The organism is Magnetococcales bacterium, from assembly GCA_015232395.1.
In the GTDB taxonomy this organism is placed as follows: Bacteria; Pseudomonadota; Magnetococcia; order Magnetococcales; family JADFZT01; genus JADFZT01.
In genome coordinates, this window is sequence record JADFZT010000050.1 from 16,957 (window position 1) to 35,999 (window position 19,043).

Annotated in this window: 19 protein-coding genes; 12 read left to right on the forward strand and 7 right to left on the reverse strand. The window is 55.5% G+C overall.

The window, feature by feature from the left end; genetic code table 11:
- Window positions 1–4 precede the first annotated feature (4 nt).
- The 3 genes from HQL52_13595 to HQL52_13605 form a co-directional block, all read right to left on the reverse strand.
- On the reverse strand, window positions 5–1,369 hold the full coding sequence (locus HQL52_13595; GenBank protein MBF0370481.1) for a hypothetical protein: 1,365 nt from the start codon (window positions 1,367–1,369) through the stop codon (window positions 5–7).
- Window positions 1,344–5,123 (reverse strand): DUF4338 domain-containing protein, encoded by a 3,780-nt coding sequence (locus HQL52_13600; protein MBF0370482.1) that lies wholly within the window; start codon window positions 5,121–5,123, stop codon window positions 1,344–1,346. The genes HQL52_13595 and HQL52_13600 overlap by 26 nt, the downstream gene beginning before the upstream one ends.
- A 364-nt stretch (window positions 5,124–5,487) precedes the next feature.
- Window positions 5,488–5,724, reverse strand: coding sequence for a hypothetical protein (locus HQL52_13605; protein ID MBF0370483.1), 237 nt, complete (start codon window positions 5,722–5,724; stop codon window positions 5,488–5,490).
- Between the two features lie 91 nt (window positions 5,725–5,815).
- Here HQL52_13605 and HQL52_13610 point away from each other — a divergent pair, with 91 nt between their 5' ends.
- Window positions 5,816–6,142 carry a helix-turn-helix transcriptional regulator gene (locus tag HQL52_13610; GenBank protein MBF0370484.1) on the forward strand — a complete coding sequence of 109 codons (327 nt, stop codon included), beginning with the start codon at window positions 5,816–5,818 and terminating at the stop codon, window positions 6,140–6,142.
- A 5-nt stretch (window positions 6,143–6,147) separates the two neighbouring features.
- On the opposite strand, the gene HQL52_13615 is transcribed toward HQL52_13610, so the two are convergent.
- Genes HQL52_13615 through HQL52_13630 form a run of 4 tightly spaced genes read right to left on the reverse strand, consistent with a single transcriptional unit; the run spans window position 6,148 to window position 8,653 of the window.
- Window positions 6,148–6,375, reverse strand: a complete 228-nt coding sequence (locus tag HQL52_13615) for a hypothetical protein (protein ID MBF0370485.1) — start codon at window positions 6,373–6,375, stop codon at window positions 6,148–6,150.
- Between the two features lie 54 nt (window positions 6,376–6,429).
- Complete coding sequence (locus tag HQL52_13620; protein ID MBF0370486.1) at window positions 6,430–6,864, reverse strand: hypothetical protein; 435 nt, start codon at window positions 6,862–6,864, stop codon at window positions 6,430–6,432.
- Window positions 6,865–6,866: 2 nt separating this feature from the next.
- On the reverse strand, window positions 6,867–8,207 hold the full coding sequence (locus HQL52_13625; GenBank protein MBF0370487.1) for a recombinase family protein: 1,341 nt from the start codon (window positions 8,205–8,207) through the stop codon (window positions 6,867–6,869).
- Window positions 8,204–8,653, reverse strand: a complete 450-nt coding sequence (locus tag HQL52_13630) for a DUF2924 domain-containing protein (protein ID MBF0370488.1) — start codon at window positions 8,651–8,653, stop codon at window positions 8,204–8,206. Before HQL52_13630 ends, HQL52_13625 begins: the two co-directional genes overlap by 4 nt.
- A 454-nt stretch (window positions 8,654–9,107) precedes the next feature.
- On the opposite strand from HQL52_13630, the gene lexA reads away from it, so the two are divergent.
- The 11 genes from lexA to HQL52_13685 all read left to right on the forward strand — a co-directional run.
- On the forward strand, window positions 9,108–9,695 hold the full coding sequence (gene lexA, locus HQL52_13635; protein MBF0370489.1) for a transcriptional repressor LexA: 588 nt from the start codon (window positions 9,108–9,110) through the stop codon (window positions 9,693–9,695).
- 13 nt (window positions 9,696–9,708) lie between these two features.
- Window positions 9,709–10,923, forward strand: coding sequence for a hypothetical protein (locus tag HQL52_13640; GenBank protein ID MBF0370490.1), 1,215 nt, complete (start codon window positions 9,709–9,711; stop codon window positions 10,921–10,923).
- 21 nt (window positions 10,924–10,944) lie between these two features.
- On the forward strand, window positions 10,945–12,075 hold the full coding sequence (locus tag HQL52_13645; protein MBF0370491.1) for a hypothetical protein: 1,131 nt from the start codon (window positions 10,945–10,947) through the stop codon (window positions 12,073–12,075).
- An 8-nt stretch (window positions 12,076–12,083) separates the two neighbouring features.
- Window positions 12,084–13,196 carry a hypothetical protein gene (locus HQL52_13650; GenBank protein MBF0370492.1) on the forward strand — a complete coding sequence of 371 codons (1,113 nt, stop codon included), beginning with the start codon at window positions 12,084–12,086 and terminating at the stop codon, window positions 13,194–13,196.
- 300 nt (window positions 13,197–13,496) lie between these two features.
- Window positions 13,497–14,093 (forward strand): sigma-70 family RNA polymerase sigma factor, encoded by a 597-nt coding sequence (locus tag HQL52_13655; protein ID MBF0370493.1) that lies wholly within the window; start codon window positions 13,497–13,499, stop codon window positions 14,091–14,093.
- Window positions 14,094–14,128: 35 nt separating this feature from the next.
- The gene (locus HQL52_13660; protein ID MBF0370494.1) at window positions 14,129–14,437 is read left to right on the forward strand and encodes a hypothetical protein; all 309 of its coding nucleotides are present in this window, start codon (window positions 14,129–14,131) and stop codon (window positions 14,435–14,437) included.
- Between the two features lie 106 nt (window positions 14,438–14,543).
- Window positions 14,544–15,029 carry a hypothetical protein gene (locus HQL52_13665; protein ID MBF0370495.1) on the forward strand — a complete coding sequence of 162 codons (486 nt, stop codon included), beginning with the start codon at window positions 14,544–14,546 and terminating at the stop codon, window positions 15,027–15,029.
- Window positions 15,026–15,934 carry an ATP-binding protein gene (locus HQL52_13670; protein ID MBF0370496.1) on the forward strand — a complete coding sequence of 303 codons (909 nt, stop codon included), beginning with the start codon at window positions 15,026–15,028 and terminating at the stop codon, window positions 15,932–15,934. The genes HQL52_13665 and HQL52_13670 overlap by 4 nt, the downstream gene beginning before the upstream one ends.
- Window positions 15,935–15,939: 5 nt before the next feature.
- Window positions 15,940–16,635: a hypothetical protein gene (locus HQL52_13675; protein MBF0370497.1), complete on the forward strand. Its 696-nt coding sequence runs from the start codon at window positions 15,940–15,942 to the stop codon at window positions 16,633–16,635.
- Between the two features lie 17 nt (window positions 16,636–16,652).
- Window positions 16,653–18,338 carry a DEAD/DEAH box helicase gene (locus tag HQL52_13680; protein ID MBF0370498.1) on the forward strand — a complete coding sequence of 562 codons (1,686 nt, stop codon included), beginning with the start codon at window positions 16,653–16,655 and terminating at the stop codon, window positions 18,336–18,338.
- 299 nt (window positions 18,339–18,637) lie between these two features.
- Window positions 18,638–19,043, forward strand: a 406-nt coding sequence (locus HQL52_13685) for a hypothetical protein (GenBank protein MBF0370499.1), incomplete at its 3' end; no start/stop codon positions are given.

Below are 19,043 nucleotides of genomic sequence, written 5' to 3' on the forward strand. Positions count from 1 at the left end.
ATCTTCACAGTAGGTGGTCAGGGTTCAAGGAAAACAGCACAAGTCCATCTGATGGTTCCCATGCCAGACCAAGGTGGACAGCCAACTGCTTGAACGCCTCCCGATTGGCTTGAAGATCGGAGTCCTCGTCAAGTGGAGTGTATCCGTGCTGAAGAAGGGTGGCGTGGTCCTTTGGAAGCAACCCGAGAACAAGGTTCCAGTGTCGTCGCAGTCGCTCCGCCAGTTCATCCATGGTACACACCTCATTGGGTTCTAATACGCTCATCAGCAAAACGCGCATGGTGTCGGGTTGGGGACGGAAGTATTTGAATGGTGTCCCTGTACGAGGTTGAACCCAACCAATCCGCACTGAAAAATCCCTGAAATGGTCCTCAAGATCCTTGGATGCCTTGACCCCAAGCTTACTGAAAGCTTCATAATCTTCTGTTGATACGCCACTTGGGTTGGATTCCATCCAGAGGTGGAGACTACGCCCAAACAGTCCCAACTGCCTCGAATAACATGCTGCCGACTGAGCCCGCAGGCGAGATCTCGTTTCACCGGTAAAGTCACAAAAGAATATCGTCTGATCGCAGTTGACGATGCGACGAATTTGGTAAACCAGCAGCCATGAGCCAAGGCCCAGCACCAGATGACGCAAAGCGAAGGCCGTGGGATGATGCTGCAGGTTGCCGGCTAGCTTTCGCAAAGCTTCCGTCTGATGTCGCATCAAGTCACTGCTGGATTTCAGAAAGCCTAAAGGTGGACTGCCACAGAGGTCGGACAAATCCTGGGCATACTCTTCGGTGGAATCATCAATAAGGGGTCTGCCAAACATGGCGGCAGGGCTGGTGGCGTTATCAGCAATTTTCCGAGCCAGAGACAGGAAATCCTTTCCCGGACGACTGACGTCCAATACCAACCAAGCAAAAGCGCCGGCATTGCCATGGTTCTTGGATTGGTTGGAAAGGAACTCCATAGAAGGCATGCTGTAGTCACACCCAAAGGTCGAATAGGGAGTAAAAGCCGCTCCAAGTGCAGCGCCATCATTATTAAATGCGGCGTTAAGATGTTGGCGGAGTAGCTTAAATTCCTCCATTTTCAGTTTGGACGAGAGAATCTCCTCAGAATCGTCCTGCAAGAGCGGGAAAAGGTTTTCGGCAACGTATTCATCTTCTGGCGCACGTTCTGTGGCTTTAGGATTTGCAGTCTTGTTGAGCCATTCGAGCCGTCGATAACGACGGCACAGCGCCAGTAAAAAGCTGGTGGCAAAATGGACAGGCTTCATGCGCATAGGAAGGTAGCCGAGGGACATGCGTTGAAGGTGTGTGACCTTCTGTCTGTCCACCTGCTTCACTTCTCCGCTACGCGTGTTTGGTGATGCGTTCATATTTTTTCATATCCTGAGTCAACTGGACTTCCAACAATTCTCGGCGTTCCAAATGGGCCGAAAAAATTCGACGGTCCTCCAAGGCACTTGAGGCATCCAATGCTTCAACAAAGGATTCCAGTCGGAAAGCGTCCCTCTCCGGGAGCAGTTTTCGGGGCAGTCCTCTCCGGAGGCGTTGCAATGTTCTAAACAACGGAAAGTCTACTCGCAGTTTGGCAACGTGACCATTGGATGATGCATGCTGTAACAATAAATGGTCCGGTTGATACCCTGGAATTGCTTTCAATACCCGCAGTGGAATTCGTGGTTTGAACAAGCGAAGCTGGGTCAAAGGGATGGATCGGTTCGCGAGAAACGATCGGGTTGGCTGTTCATGGAACCGATGTCCGCTCCACAGGTAGAGGTTATCTTCGCAACCTGGGAAATTCCGAGGACAGAACGCTCGATTGATTGCTTGGATCAGTCGGCGCTTAACGATAGAGTCATCATCCTGCTCCACTCGCATGAGATTATAAAAATCGGTGGAATCGGCATCCTCCAACTCAAAAGCCTTGTCACCATTGTTGTGCTCAAAATAGAAGGTGCGTTTCAATGCCTGGAATTCCTTTAGATCCGGTCGGACCGTTACTCCGATGCTGGGAACGCCAAACCACCACCCAGATTCCAGAATTTCTGCCCGATCTTCCAATAACGCATCCCACAGTGGGTGGCTCTGTGCCGCTGGATCAGTGTAGGTTAGGGTCTCGGCAAGGCAAAAACGCGGGTCGCGCATGAACATGATGTCCGAATACCGATAATCCAAGCCATCTCCATAGGATGGAGACAGGTCAACCCGACACCCAAGAACCAACCGCGCCAAGAGGATCCATAACTCCCTCATGGTCGTCCGGGAACCAATTGCAGCAAGCCTGTCAAATAGTGCAAGCAGACGTTTCCGTATTCGGTCATCTCGAAGCCGCTCCAGGTTTTGCTTGAGCATGGGGGCAACCTCGGGAGACGTCTGATCAAGATCCGGATCTGACAATAGACGATCCAGCATGGAACCGGCGATCCGGCTGTTTAGAGGATTCCTCTGGCTCAAGTCAATGACGAGGAGGTTCTTTCCATCTGACTCCGCCTCGGTTTCTGGACCGTAGACGAGTCGGTTGCGACACTGACGATCCAGTTCCTCTGCTTGGGAAGGCAACGCCTTTTTGGCGGCTGCTCGCAGCAGGTGCAAGGGGTATTCATTGATGGCGATGCAGAAGGGAACCTGGGATGAGACGGCCTCGCGCCAGCGGTCAAGCACCGGAGCAATTTTCCCCCTGCGCATGGTAGCGGTAGCATCTTCAACGACAATCGCCCCATGAGCGCGCAGTTCGGGGGCAGTCCTTTTGAGGACGTGCGTCTTTCCATCTCCCGCATTGCCAGTCAGAAACAGACTGAACCCTTTGCTGACGGCATCCTTAATGAAATCTTCCACGTCAAGTTTAACATGCAATCGCTCAAGCTCTGACTCGGACAGGGAATCGGAAGTGACGTTGGCTCCAGATTGGGCAAGCTGCCTCCAAAAAGCCAAAGCCGGGGATGCGGGTTGGACTGATTCGGTAACCACCACCTCTGATATTGGACCGGTTGAATCGACCACGGCAGCAGGCTCCTCACTCAAAGAGGGAATCCGATCGCTCAGCTTCCATTTCCCAGCTGTTAAGACGGCCATCATGCTGGGAACATGCCGCATTCTGGAAACGAGCCAACGTGTTGTCCAAAAATCAGCGATTCTCTTTGTTGTATCCTGAAACTTCTGTGGCTGTAAAATGTAATCGGCGAGTGTGACAGAACGGTTATTGAGAAAATCAACAGCATGGGGGGACAATGCGGTCACGTAGATCAGGCGCTGCCTGTTATGCCGCATCAGAGAATCGGGTGAAAAACCCAACTCACGCAGCCCTGCTGCCAAAAGTCGCAGCTTTGGACTTGGCCCTTCTCCAAAGATGCTGTTGACATCTTTGAACCCACGACGACTTTTTAAAAATATTTCCACTGCTTGACGGGTTTCATTCATGAACTGCAAAGTCCCAAAACCGGCAGTAAGACCAAGCTTCCTAAAGCGTAACTCCTTCTGATCGGGGGAGATGATTCCAGAAGGTAATTTTACCCGTTCGTATTGGCTGCTTCCCTGGGCATAAAGACTGGTGGTGCTCAAATAGACCAGGGCATTTTCACGGCGTACTTCAGCATTTTTTATCTGGGAAGAAATGATGGACGGACCGGAATACTGCTTTTGGTAGTCAGCCGCGATTTGTGGTGAATACAACAGCAAGGCGGCAAGCTTCCCGCCCAGGATATGGTTGTAGGGTGGTATGGCCCCGCAAGTGCTGATCTCAAGGATATTAATGCCTGCGAATCGACTCTTCAGGGCATCAAGAATCGTCTGCAGCGCAACCCCAACGTCCTCCTGCCCAAGGGTCGCTTTCAGGTTGTCTGGGTCGGTCAAACCAGCATGATGAGAACGTAAGGTAAGACGGGACTGAAGAAGAGCAGCCAAAAGAGCCGCACGCTTTCGGGCCACCAAATGTCTCCGGGCCTTCTGCATCGTCGGATTTTTTGCTGGCTTTGCTTCAAGATTCAGGATTTCCTCAGCAACAGGTGGGTGATCCTCGCCGATGTCTGTCTCATCCGCCTCAACCGGAAGGAGCGGACCATCGTTGCCTGAGCGCAACCGCGCCAACTCCCTCAGAGTTTCATCCCGTAGATGATCGAACTCCTGCGCCTTACGCCTCAGCCTAGCAATCACGGTCGCATTGGGCTGTTCAATTTCCTCCGGTTCGACCAGCCCCTTTGCCTCAATATCTTCGATGGTCGCCGCAAGTTGGACTTCCAGCCATGCGTACTCCTCTGCCAATTTCTCACTGCTGTTAGTGTTAAGAAGTCGCTCGGTGAGGGCGCGCAAACTCCAACCTAGATCATATTCGCGTTCCACACCCATCTGTAATGCCGTGTTATTAAGCCCGATAATACCCATAACGGCGTGACAGGGGTGTGCCGCATCCCGAACCAAATAGAGTAACTGTCGACCTGGCGTTGAAAACTGAGGGATGGACCACGTAAAGCGAAAATAGCGCCAGATCTCACGAAGCGATAGACCGGTATATTCATCGACTTCTTCTGGAGTGGCCAATTGTAGGTATGGTCGAACAGGAGGTGTGGGAGAGACTTTTTCCCCATTGGAGCCCTGCTTGAAGGCGAGTAGACGAGCATGAAGTTCCGCGCCTTCTGCGATCAAAAGGGTGATCGGCTTCTTTCCAGTTTTTGGCCCAGGTTCATCCATACGTTTGGCAAAAACACGCACTGTCGGGTCGCTGAGTTGGGCTTTAACTGCTGGAAGGAATATTGCCCTAGTTTTCTGTTTCTCCTGTTGGATTGCCTTCGGATCCAGACCATGGGTCCTGGGGGGGGCAGCGTACAACTCGACGCCATATCCTTCCTCTCGAACCTGCCAACCTAACCGCTCCAAGTCAAACATCACGCGAACAGCGGCCTCAAATGCAAGACGCTGATCCTCAAGTGATATATGCGAACTCGCCCATTCCAGCTCCGACGCAAGAAGGGCCATGCGATCCTCTTCATCCTTGGGTGCGGCACGGGCCAGTGTTCGGGCCAGAGCAAGAAATCGATCGGCAGCGGAGCCTTCCAAATTTGCGCGAATAGGAACTATCATCGGTTTATGCCAATTCGTTGTCTTGCCTGGATACCTCCTGGCTGGAACTGCCATGGAGCAAATCCCGCTACTATAGCGATCTCTGTGAATTTTTGAAACAGTTGACCCATTGACGTGCATCCGTTTGAACCGGTGCGCATCTTCCCTATCGCCATTGATCAGGAAGAGCTAAAGTCCCGACCCGATGAAACCAAAGGGAATTCCTTCAGTGCGGGCACCAACCACCTGAGTTTCCTCTGCTATGATACCGGGCCGCTAACTCCTTCTGTAGCAGAACTTGCCCCACATCCACGCCATCCGCTTCCACGCGGGCGACGATCCGAAAATATTTTCCCCGCCCGATCTCCATCAAGGTGATTCGCTTAGCCTTCCCCAGAATCCTCCCGACCTCGTCTCGCGCCTTTACCGCCGCTTCCCTTTACGCTGGGCATTTTCCTCGGATCTCCGGCGTATCCACTCCCCGAACCCGGATCGAAATATTGTCCCCCAGCAGTGGGTGAACCCCTGGGATGTCGAACCGGATGGTGTCGCCGTCGTAGTTGCCCCGGTAGATCACGCCCTCGATGTTGCCGTAGCTCTTCTCCTCCCTGGCTGGGACCAGCGATGCCGGAAAAATCGCCAGGGTTGCGGCGAGGATGAAGGCCGTGGCTCTCATGCGGCCACATGCTAAGGACTCCTTAGTATCACGGCAATACAATTCCTAAGAAAATCTTAGCCAATTTCAACGGATAAGGATATGGGCAGAGATGGCGAAGACTCCAATACCGAAAAGGCTGCGGGAAGCCAGGAAAAGAGCCAAACTTTCACAGGCCAACCTGGGGGTGACCGCCGGCATGGACCCCTCGGGGGCCAGCGCCAGGATGAACCAGTATGAGCGGGACACCCACGTTCCCGACTATCAGACTCTGAAGAGGATCGCCGATGTGCTGGAAACGCCGGTGCCATACTTTTATGCCGAGGATGATCTGCTGGCGGAAGTCATCCTTTTGCTCGGAGAATTGGAACCTATGGCCTTGGCGTCGATTCGGGATGAGCTGGCACAGATGGTTGCCCAGCAGGCGACCGAGCCGTGAAGGCTCTACTCCGGCAGGCCGCCCCCGAGTTTCTTCGTTATCGTCCAGATCCCCTCCATCTCCTCCAACACCATCTGCATCACCAGAAACAGGTCCACCGCTTCCGGCGGATCCGTCATGGGGCGTTTTCCGGGGCCGCAATTGGCCAGAACGCGGGATACGGCCATGGCCTTGTTCAGGCTGCGGTTGATGGCGTCCAACTGGTCCAGGGTGATGGGAATGGTATTGTCCATGGCGCGGTTTCCTTGGTTGGATTTGAAAAACACCAGGACCATAAATAAATTCTATCACACAGCAAAGGACAATTGCCCTTCTCCTGCCGATTTCGCCATTCCCCAGTGCCTGCGTTGCTCTTCCCATGCCACTGGAAACTGAAGCCGCATTTTTTCCACCGACAGGGATTCCGGCTGCCGCCCCTCCAGTATCGCCTCAACGATATCGGGGGCCAGCAGGGTAAGGCGCAGGGTGCGGGCCACATACGAGGGATCGATCTTTTCTCTGGTCGCCAGATCCTTCACCGACGCCGCCTGTCCGCTCTCCATCATCTCCTGCCAGCGAAAGGCCCGGACCAGGGCGCGGATCAATGCCTCATCGGGCCGGGTTGGCGGTAGGAAAGCGGACTCGACTCCCTCCGGGGCGATGATCTCCTTGCGACCGCCGGTGCGGCGGAAACGATATGGGATGCGGATGACGATGGTCTTGCCATCGCTGGCGAGTTTCATGTTCATGCGGCGATCTCCTTATTGCCAAGATCCCGGGCCAGGGTCTCCAGCCCTTCACCTCTGAGGCGTACCTCGATTTCATTCATGTTGACCGTTACCCGGTCCACCAGAAGCTGCACCAAGCGGTGTTGTTCGCCGGGAAAGAGTGCCTCCCAAACCGGCTCCAGACTTTGCAGCGCCTCGATGATCTCCCGTTCGGTAACCCAATCCTCATCAATCTTAGCCGCTTTCCAGGTTTTGGCCACCATCTCCGGCGTCCGGGTCAGAGTCTGCAACTGGCCCAAGACGATCCCCTCAATTTCTCGGGCCGCCACGGTTTTCAGCGGACAGGCGTCGTGGCCATTTTTCAGGGCGTTCTGGCAGGTATAATAACGGTAGAGCCGCCCGCCCTTGCGCGTGTGGCTTGGTTTCATGGCCCGACCGCAGGATCCGCAGCGCAGGATTCCCTTGAGGGGCGCGGCGGTTTGGGCGCGGGTGCGGTTGGCGCGCCGGGGGGCGTTGATCTCCAGAATGGAGTGAACCCGGTCCCAATCGGTCTTATTGATGATCGCCTTGTGCTCCCCGGGATAGGATACCTCCTTGTGGACCGCTTCGCCGATGTAAACACGGTTGTTGAGGATCTTGAGTAGGGTTCCCTTGTTGAAGGGTTTTCCGCCCCTTGATTTGCCGGAAGTGGTGACCCAGGATTTACTCTGATGGCCTGCCTCTGCCAACTCCTGGGTTAAGGTGGTGGTGGAGCCGATCTGGATGTAGCGTTTGAAAATATGCCGGACCAGATCCGCCTCGGCGTCGTTGATGACCAGTTTGCGGTCCTGGACGTCATATCCCAGCGGCGGGTGGCCGCCCATCCAGATGCCCCGTTTCCGGGAGGCGGCAAACTTATCCCGGATTCTCTCGGCGGCAAGCTCTCTTTCAAATTGCGAGAATGAAAGTAAAATGTTGAGCGTTAGCCGCCCCATGGAACTGGTGGTGTTGAAATGCTGTGTCACGCTGACGAACGTGACCTTGCCCCGCTCGAAAATCTCCACCAGCTTGGAGAAATCCATCAGGGAGCGGGTCAGGCGGTCGATCTTGTACACCACCACGCAGTCGATGCGGTCTGTTTCGATATCGGTCAAAAGCCGCTTCAGCGCCGGTCGCTCCAGGCTTCCACCGGAAAATCCGCCGTCGTCATAACGGTCCGGGACCGGGGTCCATCCCTCTGCCTTCTGGCTGGCAATGTAATTTTCGCAGGCCTCCCGCTGAGCATCGAGGGTGTTGAACTCCATGTCCAGTCCCTCGTCGGTGCTTTTTCTGGTGTAAATGGCGCACCGCACCTTGGGTTTAACCTGCTGCCTTTTCATTGATCCCCTCCGTTGCCGTGGCGGCGGACCCCAAAAAACGTCCAGCCGTTCCAGCGCGTCCCGGTAATTGCCCGGGCCACCGCCGACAGGCTGCGGAAGGGCCGTCCCTGGTATTCAAAACCGTCGGCCAGGACCGTTACGCAGTAGTCGATTCCCTTCCATTCCCGAATCAGACGGGTGCCAACCACCGGTCTGCCGTCTCCTTTGGGTTGATTGCGCCCGATCTGCGTTTCATCCCTGGCCAGCGTCTTCAACCGCTCCTCCGTCTGTTTCGACAGCCCGCCATAGGCCAACTCCTGAAGCCGGTATGCCAGTCGTTTTACCAGAAACTGTTTGGCGTATGGCGGCGGGTCGGCGTCGAAAAGCTCCTGCCACATCTCTTTCAGCCTGGTGGTGGTCATGCCCGGAAGGGCGGCCACCTGTTTGATCACATCCGTTTTCGCCATCATGGTCTGCCTCCAAAATTGGTTTGTTCTTCAGACACATAAGGGCATTGGCCGGGCGGTTTATCCAGTCGAAAAGTCTCTGAATTACCTGTTTTTGTTCTCTTTTTTATCCGAAAGCGCAGGATGCCGACGGCCAGGATGGCGGCGGCCTCATCCAGGCGCTCGGTGGCGGTCAACAGATTTGGATCACAGCCGTTGGTCATGGAAAATCATCCTCATTCGGGTGGGGCGTGATGACGCCCCTTTCTCTGAAATACCGGAACGAGGAGAAAAACGTCGGGCACAATCCAAGTCATATAAATTTTTCTTGCGGCGCTTTTGACTCCTGATATAGATTAGGTCCATTCGCCTGATTGTGGGGCCAACTTTGTGAGGGAGTATTGTGAACAGGGATGATCCAAGCCGTTCCGGCCCCAAGCCGGTGGAAGGGCTGACGGGAGCGCAGGAACGCCTGATGGCAGCGATCCAGGCTTTCATTGACGAAAAAGGCATGCCGCCGACCGTGCAGGAAATGGCCGATGCCCTGGGTATCAAGGGAGCTACGGTCCATGAACAGATCGGCAAGATTGCTCGGAAGGGTTATTTGAAGAGAACGCCGCGCAAGGCGCGGTCATTGGAAATCATACGGCGGCCCCCATCTGTTTCCCGGCTTGTGCCGGTCTCCATTGTGGGAAAGGTGGCCGCCGGACTGCCGATATTCGCCACGGAAAATCATGTCGGTGAAGTTCTGGTGGAGTCGAATGTGGCTCAGGGACGCTGTTTTGCCCTGGAAGTACAGGGCGACAGCATGGTGGAAGCGGATATCCATGAAGGGGATATTTTGATCGTCCGCCAACAGCCGCTGGCAGAAAATGGAGATATCGTCGTGGCCCTCCTAGAGGATGAGGCCACCGTCAAACGGCTTTTCATTTCCGGAGATCGGATCGAGTTGCGGCCTGCCAATGCGGCATATGCCACCATTCTGATTGCTCCGGATGATGATCTCAAAATTATTGGGAAGGTTCTGGCTGTTCGTGGCCGGGCCAAAGATTTTGACGATTGAGGGAGCGTCTGCCATGGCCACATTCAACATCCGCCGTTTTGCTCATCCTGATGCACTGAAAAGCATCAACCCGCTCCGCCTTGTGGCTTTTCTCAAGCCGCATGCGGAATTCCTGTCGGGGCGTGGCATCTCCCTCTCCGGTAATGGCGGGGGTCCGGTGGATTATGAACGGCTGGCTTCGGTGCTGATGAGCATGGAAACGGATGCGCCCCAGGCGTTGCTGGAATCCCTCTACCTGATCCATGAAATGTCCACCGATGAGGGCATGGACCGTCTACTGGAGGCGGCCAAGGCCCAGGGGTTGACGCTTGAGCATGACCCGGAATCGAGTCCGGCTGATATCGCCATCCAGGTGTTTCTGACCAATCGGGAGCTTCTGGAGCGGCAGCACGCCAACACGTTCATCTTCCGGGCCCGCTCTTTCCGGTACTTTTGCGGCCACAGCGGCTGGAATGGTAAGTTTTCCCTCCCTGATGCTTCTGTTTTGCGGACGTTGGAAAAGGGGATGGATGAGTGGTTTGAGGAAAAATTCCGGGGGCGCGGCAGCCGCGTTTTTGTCTTTCCCCATGGCCGCAAGGTGAATCTGGTGGTCCGGCACGGCATGCGCTTCAAGCGGGAGGGATCCATTCAGGATGGCAAATCTGGGAGCATTTACTACCGCCCCGAATGCCACGATGTTCTGGTCTACGACAAGGATTTGAACGAACTGAGCATCAAGGCCGGTTCCAAGGGCGAGCGGGAGATGTACCTGTCGCAGGTGGGGCGCCACATCTTCAGCAACGATAACCACTTCCCTGGGGATGAAAAGTACACCCTGCAACCCTTGCTGGATGATGGCGCTGAATCCCTCGCCTGTGATGATGTGGAGGGAATCGAATGGATCCTGCTCCGCGAGGTCACCATCTACCGGGGCGGCAAACATTCTGAAATAGAGATCCGAAAGGCCAAGGATCTGTTCGGGGCCATGAAGGAACGGGACCGTTCCTTCTCTTCCAAGCTGCGGCTGATCATGGCCAAGTTCGAGGTGAAGTTCGCCGATTCCGGAAAAAGCCGCACCGTCACCATCCGCCCGGCCAACCAGGCCATGTACACCCGGGATGATGACAGCCTTCTGTTGGAAAAATGGATGGCCCTGCGTGGTTTCATTCTCTCCAGCCAGGAGGAGGAACAGGCCGATGCGGGCTTTGAGCCAGCAACTCCCATTCCACAACCAGAAGTGCTACCGTAAATCATAAATTTGGATGAAAAAATGTATATTTACGGTGATGAATCAGGGAACACGGGGAAAGAAATATTTCACGAGCCCGAGTGGTACCACCAAGGGGGGTTGATCTGCCTACATGACATTGACCCTGTGGTTCGCCCAATACTCCGACGCCATTGTGATGAACTGGGTGTTGAACGAATTCATGCGAATGAATTTCTTTCGACAAAAAACGCTGAAATTGCTACGGATATTATCAATGCGCTTGACGCATCAACTACCTGGGTCTTCCACCATTCGAAAATCCATAAACCGTACATGGCAACCACAAAATTTGTGGATGCTATTTTTGACTCTGGTGAGAATGATGGGGCGCGGTGGCTTTGGTATAATTCTGAATTCCTCAGACATACTCTATGCTGTCTGATGGATGATGTTTTAACGCCAAGAAATAAAAGGCGGTTTTGGCCAGCATATCTTTCAAGCAATCACGACGAAGTGAAGGCTTGTATCAGGAATGCGCAGACTTATTTAGATAGGCATACGAGCGATAGGCGTCTCCAGACTGTTGTAAGGGATGCATTCAATCATGCTCTTAGCAATATGGAGAAATTGTCATTTGGTCATTCGGGGAAATCCTACAGAAAGCTTGAGGCTCCAAACATCGCAGCTTTCAGCATTCTGATCAACTCTGTGCATAGTTTTGCAGAAAAACATAATGCTGTTCCTGTTGCATTTATCCATGATCAAAGCTCAGAGTTTAATAAGACCATGAGGAAAATGCATACATGGTTCTCTGGAGTTCAAGCAGGATCAGCCGATATCGCAGCAAAAGTTGTCATGGTAGATTGGGGTCTGGGAAATTTTAGTTCACCGTCATCCAAAGATATTCTTCCACTTCAAGCAGTTGATGTTTTGCTCTGGATTTTACAGAGGGAACCTCAGCATGAAATCACTGATGTACAAGAACGGCTTGGAAAGAAAACAGACCCCTATTGGATTTCACGGCCAACTTCAGAGTTGATTCGACAATCATGGATAAATCGCCTGTTTGGTCCAGACTTCCCAGTGGAAAGACTTCAAGAAGGAGAGAGGCTTGCTGCTGAAGTGGAAGAGAGGTTCAAGGAGAAGTTGGTTCAAAAAGTGCCTCAAATGCCTATCACAAAACTGGAGTAGGATGAAAGTTGCGTGCTATTTCGCAATTCTGGACTGCAATCGCAAACATTCCGGGGCTTTCCGGCGTCTTGGCGGAATGGCGGGAATATCTGGGTAACGAGTTCTCCCTGGTCAAACCCATTCTGAAATCCACCGGCAGAAAATCCAGAAGCTATCCATGCCCCAGCCCCGGCGGTCCGGGCTGTCCCAGGGAGGTGGTGGAACACCGTGATGGTTCCATCGTGGCGGTATGCGGGGATCAGGAAGAACGGAATTGCGACGATGTGGCGCTATCCCTTGCCGATATTTTCGTTTATACCCTGGATCGCGGCAAGTTGGCCGGGTGGGTGGCTCAGGCGCTGGCCATTGAAGCGCATTTCGATACCGTGGAGGGACTCAGCGAGTGTTGGCATGTTGGTGATTATACCCCCTTTGCTGGGCGGCGGTTTCCGGTTTACATGCTGCTGGCCTTCCATGAGACGAAACGGGCCGAAGCGGTCCAACGACTCTGTCGGATCAGTGCGGGGCCGTTCATGCTGGCCGTTCCCATCGCCAGCGCCGTTTCAACTGAGACCGTAACCCTTCTCCAGGCCCACAAGGGGCATCTTCTTCGTCTCGATGAAATGTTGATGGATGGCGGCAACGGTCGGTTCGCGATTTCCCAGACTGCCAACGAATACATCACCGCCTTTCATGACGAGATCTTCCCGCAAGAAGAGGAAATCCCATCCACCCCGGCTTTTCCGACGCCCCCGAACGCCACATGGAGGGATTTGCGTATCCGTTTTCTGGATGGGCATCGCGCCACCTTGTTATGTCAGGGGGTCTCCGAAACGGTCAGCTTTTCGACCATGGGCATGGAGAACCGCAGAAGCCGGGAGCCATCCGTCCAATGGGAGCTGCTTGAAAAATTGGCTCAGAACCATGGAAGATTCAGTTGGCAGTCCTCTGGGGCCAACAACCAAGTTCCCCAACAGGTCCGGCGTCTGAACAAGGACCTGGAACGCTTTTTCGGCATTGATAATCATCCTGTCGAGTGGAAAAAGGACGAAAAAGCCTACTGCACCCTGTTCGAAATCCACTACGAACCGGACGAGCCTGCCCGCTCCGCATCCCCACGGCGCGCCACCAAGCGCCGCTGATTTCCCCCACAATTTGACGTCATCTTTCAGCCGGGCTTGCCCCGGCTTTTCCATTTTCCAGCTATCCATTCAAGCGTTTCCCCGATGACGCGTCATCGGCATCTCGATGACATGTCATCGGGCCGGAGAAGTTTTTTTTATTTTTTTTGGCCGACCAACAGGCAGGACAACTTGTTGATCATGCGGGATTTAACCTCATTTCCAGCCATCCTGTCCACCTTCACTCAGCCTCCTTCGATGACATGACGCCAGTCCAGGGCAATCGGGCCGATGCCCGTCCCCCAGGACAAAGGCGACATCATGAAATCCAGGAACAGATACGACGAGATTCACCCCAGGGCAGTCACTCTTATCCGGCGGGAGGCGATAAAGCTCTCCCGACACCCGGCATTCCGTTGGACGGAACCAGCGGACTTCGAACAGGAACTGGCGCTGCATGTTCTTGATCGGGTCCGTTGCTTTGACGGCAGCCGCGCCGGGCTTCTCACCTTTCTCTCCCAGGTCATCCGCAACCATGCCATCCGCATGTTGGAACGGGAGACCGCCGCCATACGTGGCGGTGGCGTCAACCACCTCTCTCTGAACGACATGCTGATGGACGAAGACGGGGTCAAAACCGAACGGATCGGGACCATTTCGGAAGATCAGGGGCTGTGGTCCAAGGCGCCCACCTGGGAAGAAGCGGTCGAGAACCGTATGGAAGCGGAAGATCTGCTTGCTCTTCTTCCTTCTGAACTCAGGGATGTCGCCATCCGGGTTTCCCTGGATTCCATCACCGGCGTTTCCCGCCACACGGGCATTCCTCGTCCCACCCTGTATGACGCCCTCAAACGGGCTCGTCGGATCATTCGGAAAAAATGCTCCCCCGGTCCGACGTTTTTCCCCTCGTTCCGGTAAATACAATCAGGACCCAAGAGAAAAGGAGTCGAGCGATGGAACCGGAAATGGCCTTGTGGATAGCCGTCCTCAATCAAGCGGTAAAAGACGTTCGAGCGCTGGTTAAAAAGGTGGAGAAGGATCCCAGCCTGTGGGCCAACCCCCTGTTTCGCTCGGAGGTGCTGCATCTCAAACGGTACTTCCGCAGGCGGTCCATGGAGCCCGGAGGGTTCGGGTTCATCTGCGAACTGATGGACGTGGACGCCGTACAGGCCACTCGGCAGATCGAAGAGCTTTATCTCCGGCATCTGAACAGGCCGGTCGAACAACGCCCCACCCGGGTGGCCATGTTGTTGGCCATCTGAGGTGGACACGGTTCCGCACGTCTAGGGCAGTGTACCCGAAGAGCCCGATTCCTGGCGGGCCTGACGTGCGGTTTTTCCAGGATTTTTCAGCAGGAGTAAAAACAACATGAATGACCAAATCACCCTCGAACATCTGCGGCGCATGCCCATGGGAGAAGTCGCCGCCCTGGATCCAGTGACGCTGACCGGCCTTCAGGATCAAGCCAATACTGCCATGGAGCGCGCCAAGAGCATCAAGGATCTGCTAGATGGCGTTTTGAGTCGGCGCTATGCCGACCGCGCCGCTCTGCTGCGCAAGGATGCCGGAAAGGATTTCGGATCCATCCGATTTGACGATGGCGAGGTCACCATTACCGCCGACCTGCCCAAGCGCCCGGTTTGGGACCAAAAGCGCCTCGGCGAGATCGTCGAGCGTATCCGCCGCGCCGGTGAGGATCCGGGCGAATACGTGGAAGTCGCCTACAAGGTGGCTGAGCGTAAATTTACCGCTTGGCCGGCACATATCCGCAGCACATTCGAGGCGGCCCGCACGGTCAAGCCGGGCAAGCCCAGCTTCAAATTGTCTCTCGTCGACCGGGAGGCTGCGGCATGAGCGGCCTGCCCATCATCAGCGCTGATCAGCGCATGGCGGAAAAGCGCGGCGTCAAAGGGGTCATCCTGGGCAAATCCGGGATCGGCAAAACCACACTACTGCTGACCCTGGCCGCCGAGGTCACCTTGTTCATGGACATGGAGGCCGGCGATCTGGCGGTCGAAGGGTGGCCCGGAGACACCATCCGGCCCCGCACCTGGGATGAATGCCGGGATTTCGCGGTCTTCATCGGCGGTCCAAACCCGGCTCTGCGCGATGATCAGTATTACAGCCAAGCCCATTACGACCGGGTGCTGCAAAAGTATGGCGACCCTGGGGTTCTCGCCAAATACCAAACCATCTTTGTGGACTCCATCACCGTGGCGGGCCGCCTCTGTTTTCAATGGTGCAAAGGACAGCCACAGGCGTTTTCCGAAAAAACGGGCAAACCCGATATCCGAGGAGCCTACGGCCTGCACGGCCAGGAGATGATCGCTTGGATCACCCATCTCCAACATACCCGGAACAAGAACCTGTGGTTTGTCGGCATCCTCGACGAGAAAACAGACGATTTCAACCGCCGTTTTTTCGCCGCCCAGATTGAGGGCGCCAAAACCGGTCTGGAACTGCCCGGCATCGTCGACCAGGTCATCACCATGGCCGAGATGAAACCCGAGGAAGGCCCGTCCTACCGCGCCTTTGTCTGCCAAACCATAAACCCATGGAGCTATCCCGCCAAGGACCGTAGCGGACGGCTCGCCATGATCGAGGAGCCCCATCTTGGGCGGCTTATGGAAAAGATTCATCAACCGGCAAGGCCGGCGGCGGAAAGGCTGAGCTTCGAACGCCCTGACCATTCGGCGGGACAGCCGAATGGGATCGCCGCCAATGGCCCCGTTAACACGCAAATGACCACAGGAGCTTGAATACTATGAATGCCAATTGGACCGACTTCAACGACGCCGATTCACAGACCTCCTACGACCTGATCCCCAAGGGAACCATCGTACCGGTACGCATGACCATCAAACCCGGTGGATTCGATGATTCCAACAGAGGTTGGACCGGAGGTTACGCCATGCGCAACCCGGAGACCGGCTCGGTTTACCTCAACTGCGAGTTCGTCATCACCCAGGGCCCATATGCTCGCCGCAAGGTCTGGAGCCTGATCGGCCTGTTCAGCCACAAAGGGCCGGAATGGGGCAACATGGGGCGCTCTTTCATCCGCGCCATTCTCAACTCCTCCCGTGGCATCTCGGAAAAAGACAACTCTCCGCAGGCCGCACAAGCCCGTCGCATCAACGGACTCGCCGACCTGGACGGTATCGAGTTTCTGGCCAAGCTCGATGTGGAAAAGGATCAACACGACAACGATAAAAATGTCATCAAATTTGCCATTACCCCGGATCACAAGGAGTACGGCAACCATGGCACGGGTGGCGGTGCGCCCCCGGCTCCTCCCGCGCCAGCCACGTCTCAGGCTCCCGCCGCCACTGGCGGTTGGCAGCAGAACGGTCCCGCCGGTGGAGACCAATCTCCCCAGCAAAACTGGCAGCAGCCTGTTCAGCAGTCGCAACCTGCTCAATCAGCGCAGGGTGTTCCACCTCGTCCGCAATGGGCCCAGTGATCCGGAGGGGCTGAACGATGATTCTCCGGAAACGGCAACAGGAGTTCGTGGAGCGGTCGGTGACCGCTCTTCACGAGCACAACAATACCCTGGGGGTGGCTCCGACCGGCGCGGGCAAGACCATCATGCTCTCCGCCGTCGTGGGGAGGATGCTGGCCAATTCAGGCGGAAAAGCCTGCGTCCTGGCCCACCGTGACGAACTCACCCGCCAGAATGTCTCAAAATTCGCCAAGGTCAACCCAAACCTCTCCACCACCGTGGTGGACGCCCGGGGCAAATCGTGGCGCGGTCGCGCCACCTTCGCCATGGTTCCGACGCTTGCGCGGCCATCCAATCTGGACGCCATGCCGGAACTGGAACTGCTGGTGATCGACGAGGCCCATCATGCGGCGGCCGCCAGCTACCGGCGCATCATCGATGCCGCTCGGGAGCGCAATCCCGACTGCCATCTTTACGGCGTCACCGCCACCCCCAATCGGGGGGATCGGAAGGCGCTGCGTCCCATTTTTTCAAATGTGGCAGATCAGGTTCGGCTGGGAGAGTTGATCCAGTCCGGTCATCTGGTTCCGCCCCGAACCTTCGTTATCGACGTGGGAACCCGGGAGGCCCTGCGGAATGTAAAAAAAACGGTCGACGATTTCGATATGAAAGAGGTCGACCGGATCATGAACAAGGCCCCGGTTACAGAGGCAGTCATCAAACATTGGCAGGAAAAGGCCGGTGACCGAAAGACCGTGGTGTTCTGCTCCACCGTGGATCACGCCACCAACGTTACCGGCGCCTTCAACGCCGCTGGCGTAGAGGCGGTCATGATCTACGGCGACCTCGCCGACGGTGAACGAAAAACCGCTCTCAGCCGATTCGAAAATGGTTCGGCAAAAGTGGTTGTCAACGTCGCCGTCCTCACCGAGGGGTGGGATCATCAACCCACCAGTTGTGTGGTTCTGCTCCGCCCCAGCTCCTACAAATCCACTCTGATCCAGATGGTGGGGCGTGGCCTGCGTACGGTTGATCCGGCTCTGTTCCCAGGGTTGGTCAAGACCGACTGCATCGTCCTGGATTTCGGTACATCCAGCCTGTTGCACGGCTCCCTGGAGCAGGACGCCAATCTGGATGGAAAGGAGTTCCAAGGGGATGCTCCCACCAAGGAGTGCCCGGAGTGTGCGGCCACGGTACCGCTGGCGGTTCGGGAATGCCCCCTGTGCGGATATTTCTGGGAATCACAATCCGATCCTGGCGAAGAGCCCGAGGTCATCACCGACTTTATCATGTCGGAGGTGGATCTGCTCAAACGCTCCAACTTTCGCTGGTGCGATCTGTTTGGCGACGACGCGGCTCTGGTGGCCAACGGTTTTACCGCCTGGGGAGGCGTATTTTTCCTCAACGGACGTTGGCATTCGGTGGGCGGCGCAAAAGGCAATCATGCCCGACTGCTCTCCATCGGCGAACGCACCGTTTGCCTTGCGGCCGCCGACGACTGGCTCAACGAGAACGAGACCGATGAGTCGGCGCACAAGACCCGCTCCTGGCTCAACCAGCCAGCTTCAGAAAAGCAGCTTCAATATCTGCCGGCAGAATACCGCCACGATCTCAATCTGACCCGGTATCAGGCGTCGGCGCTTCTCACCTTCCGCTTCAACAAGTCAGCGATCCGCAGTTTGATCTTCGAGGCGGATCGGCTGGCGCTGAAGGAGGTGGCCTGAGCATGGATGACTACAACTTCGTAACTCTCGGAGTGATTGAAGCACGAGTTTTGAACTCCTTGCGGCAATCCGGGCAGTAATACTCTTCAGGCTCTTCATGGCCCTTCTGTCCGGTAACCTCAACGAGGAATTTACAACCACAGTCACATGTTTGTTCAAAGCTTCCTTTGTCGTAGGAGTATTCAGCTTCGTGTGGATTGGTCATTTTGCGCTCCGTGAAACGTAGTGATTAGCCGTCGAAACTAGAAACCTGAACATATGGTATCTCATAACCAACCGTCAAAACAAAAGGGGACTAAATGTTCGGGATAACATGGACCCGCCGGATGAGCACCTGGCACGACCCGGTCTGGGGTTGGATCATCCTGCCGCCCGGGCTGCGCACCCGTCGCATCGGGCCGGGAGCCCTCTCCCGAAAGGACCGGGCCATTTTCATGGGAATTATAAAACGAAATCCGGGGCACGTCCTGGTCTGGCTGATGAACGGCATCAGGGCGGTCCCGAGAGAGATGCTATTGGAGGCAAAAAATATGGTGGACGCCACCGATCTTGAAAAAGCGGCCATAGCCGCAGCCCTGCGCCCAATGGGGGAATACGTGGGAAGCATCGGCATGACCCGCCCATTGGCAGATTACAGCAAGGACGAGGTCCTGACCCTGGTGGAGGTGGTGATCACCGCCTACCAGGAGCACATGGCCAACGCCA

Coding starts and splice junctions, on each gene's coding strand:
- HQL52_13675 (MBF0370497.1), top strand. CDS start 15,940: ATGAATGCCAATTGGACCGACTTCAACGACGCCGATTCACAGACCTCC.
- HQL52_13605 (MBF0370483.1), bottom strand. CDS start 5,724: ATGAGAGCCACGGCCTTCATCCTCGCCGCAACCCTGGCGATTTTTCCG.
- HQL52_13610 (MBF0370484.1), top strand. CDS start 5,816: ATGGCGAAGACTCCAATACCGAAAAGGCTGCGGGAAGCCAGGAAAAGA.
- HQL52_13655 (MBF0370493.1), top strand. CDS start 13,497: ATGAAATCCAGGAACAGATACGACGAGATTCACCCCAGGGCAGTCACT.
- HQL52_13625 (MBF0370487.1), bottom strand. CDS start 8,207: ATGAAAAGGCAGCAGGTTAAACCCAAGGTGCGGTGCGCCATTTACACC.
- HQL52_13680 (MBF0370498.1), top strand. CDS start 16,653: ATGATTCTCCGGAAACGGCAACAGGAGTTCGTGGAGCGGTCGGTGACC.
- HQL52_13660 (MBF0370494.1), top strand. CDS start 14,129: ATGGAACCGGAAATGGCCTTGTGGATAGCCGTCCTCAATCAAGCGGTA.
- HQL52_13595 (MBF0370481.1), bottom strand. CDS start 1,369: ATGAACGCATCACCAAACACGCGTAGCGGAGAAGTGAAGCAGGTGGAC.
- HQL52_13615 (MBF0370485.1), bottom strand. CDS start 6,375: ATGGACAATACCATTCCCATCACCCTGGACCAGTTGGACGCCATCAAC.
- HQL52_13645 (MBF0370491.1), top strand. CDS start 10,945: ATGTATATTTACGGTGATGAATCAGGGAACACGGGGAAAGAAATATTT.
- HQL52_13665 (MBF0370495.1), top strand. CDS start 14,544: ATGAATGACCAAATCACCCTCGAACATCTGCGGCGCATGCCCATGGGA.
- HQL52_13640 (MBF0370490.1), top strand. CDS start 9,709: ATGGCCACATTCAACATCCGCCGTTTTGCTCATCCTGATGCACTGAAA.
- HQL52_13630 (MBF0370488.1), bottom strand. CDS start 8,653: ATGGCGAAAACGGATGTGATCAAACAGGTGGCCGCCCTTCCGGGCATG.
- lexA (MBF0370489.1), top strand. CDS start 9,108: ATGGCAGCGATCCAGGCTTTCATTGACGAAAAAGGCATGCCGCCGACC.
- HQL52_13600 (MBF0370482.1), bottom strand. CDS start 5,123: ATGGCAGTTCCAGCCAGGAGGTATCCAGGCAAGACAACGAATTGGCAT.
- HQL52_13670 (MBF0370496.1), top strand. CDS start 15,026: ATGAGCGGCCTGCCCATCATCAGCGCTGATCAGCGCATGGCGGAAAAG.
- HQL52_13620 (MBF0370486.1), bottom strand. CDS start 6,864: ATGAAACTCGCCAGCGATGGCAAGACCATCGTCATCCGCATCCCATAT.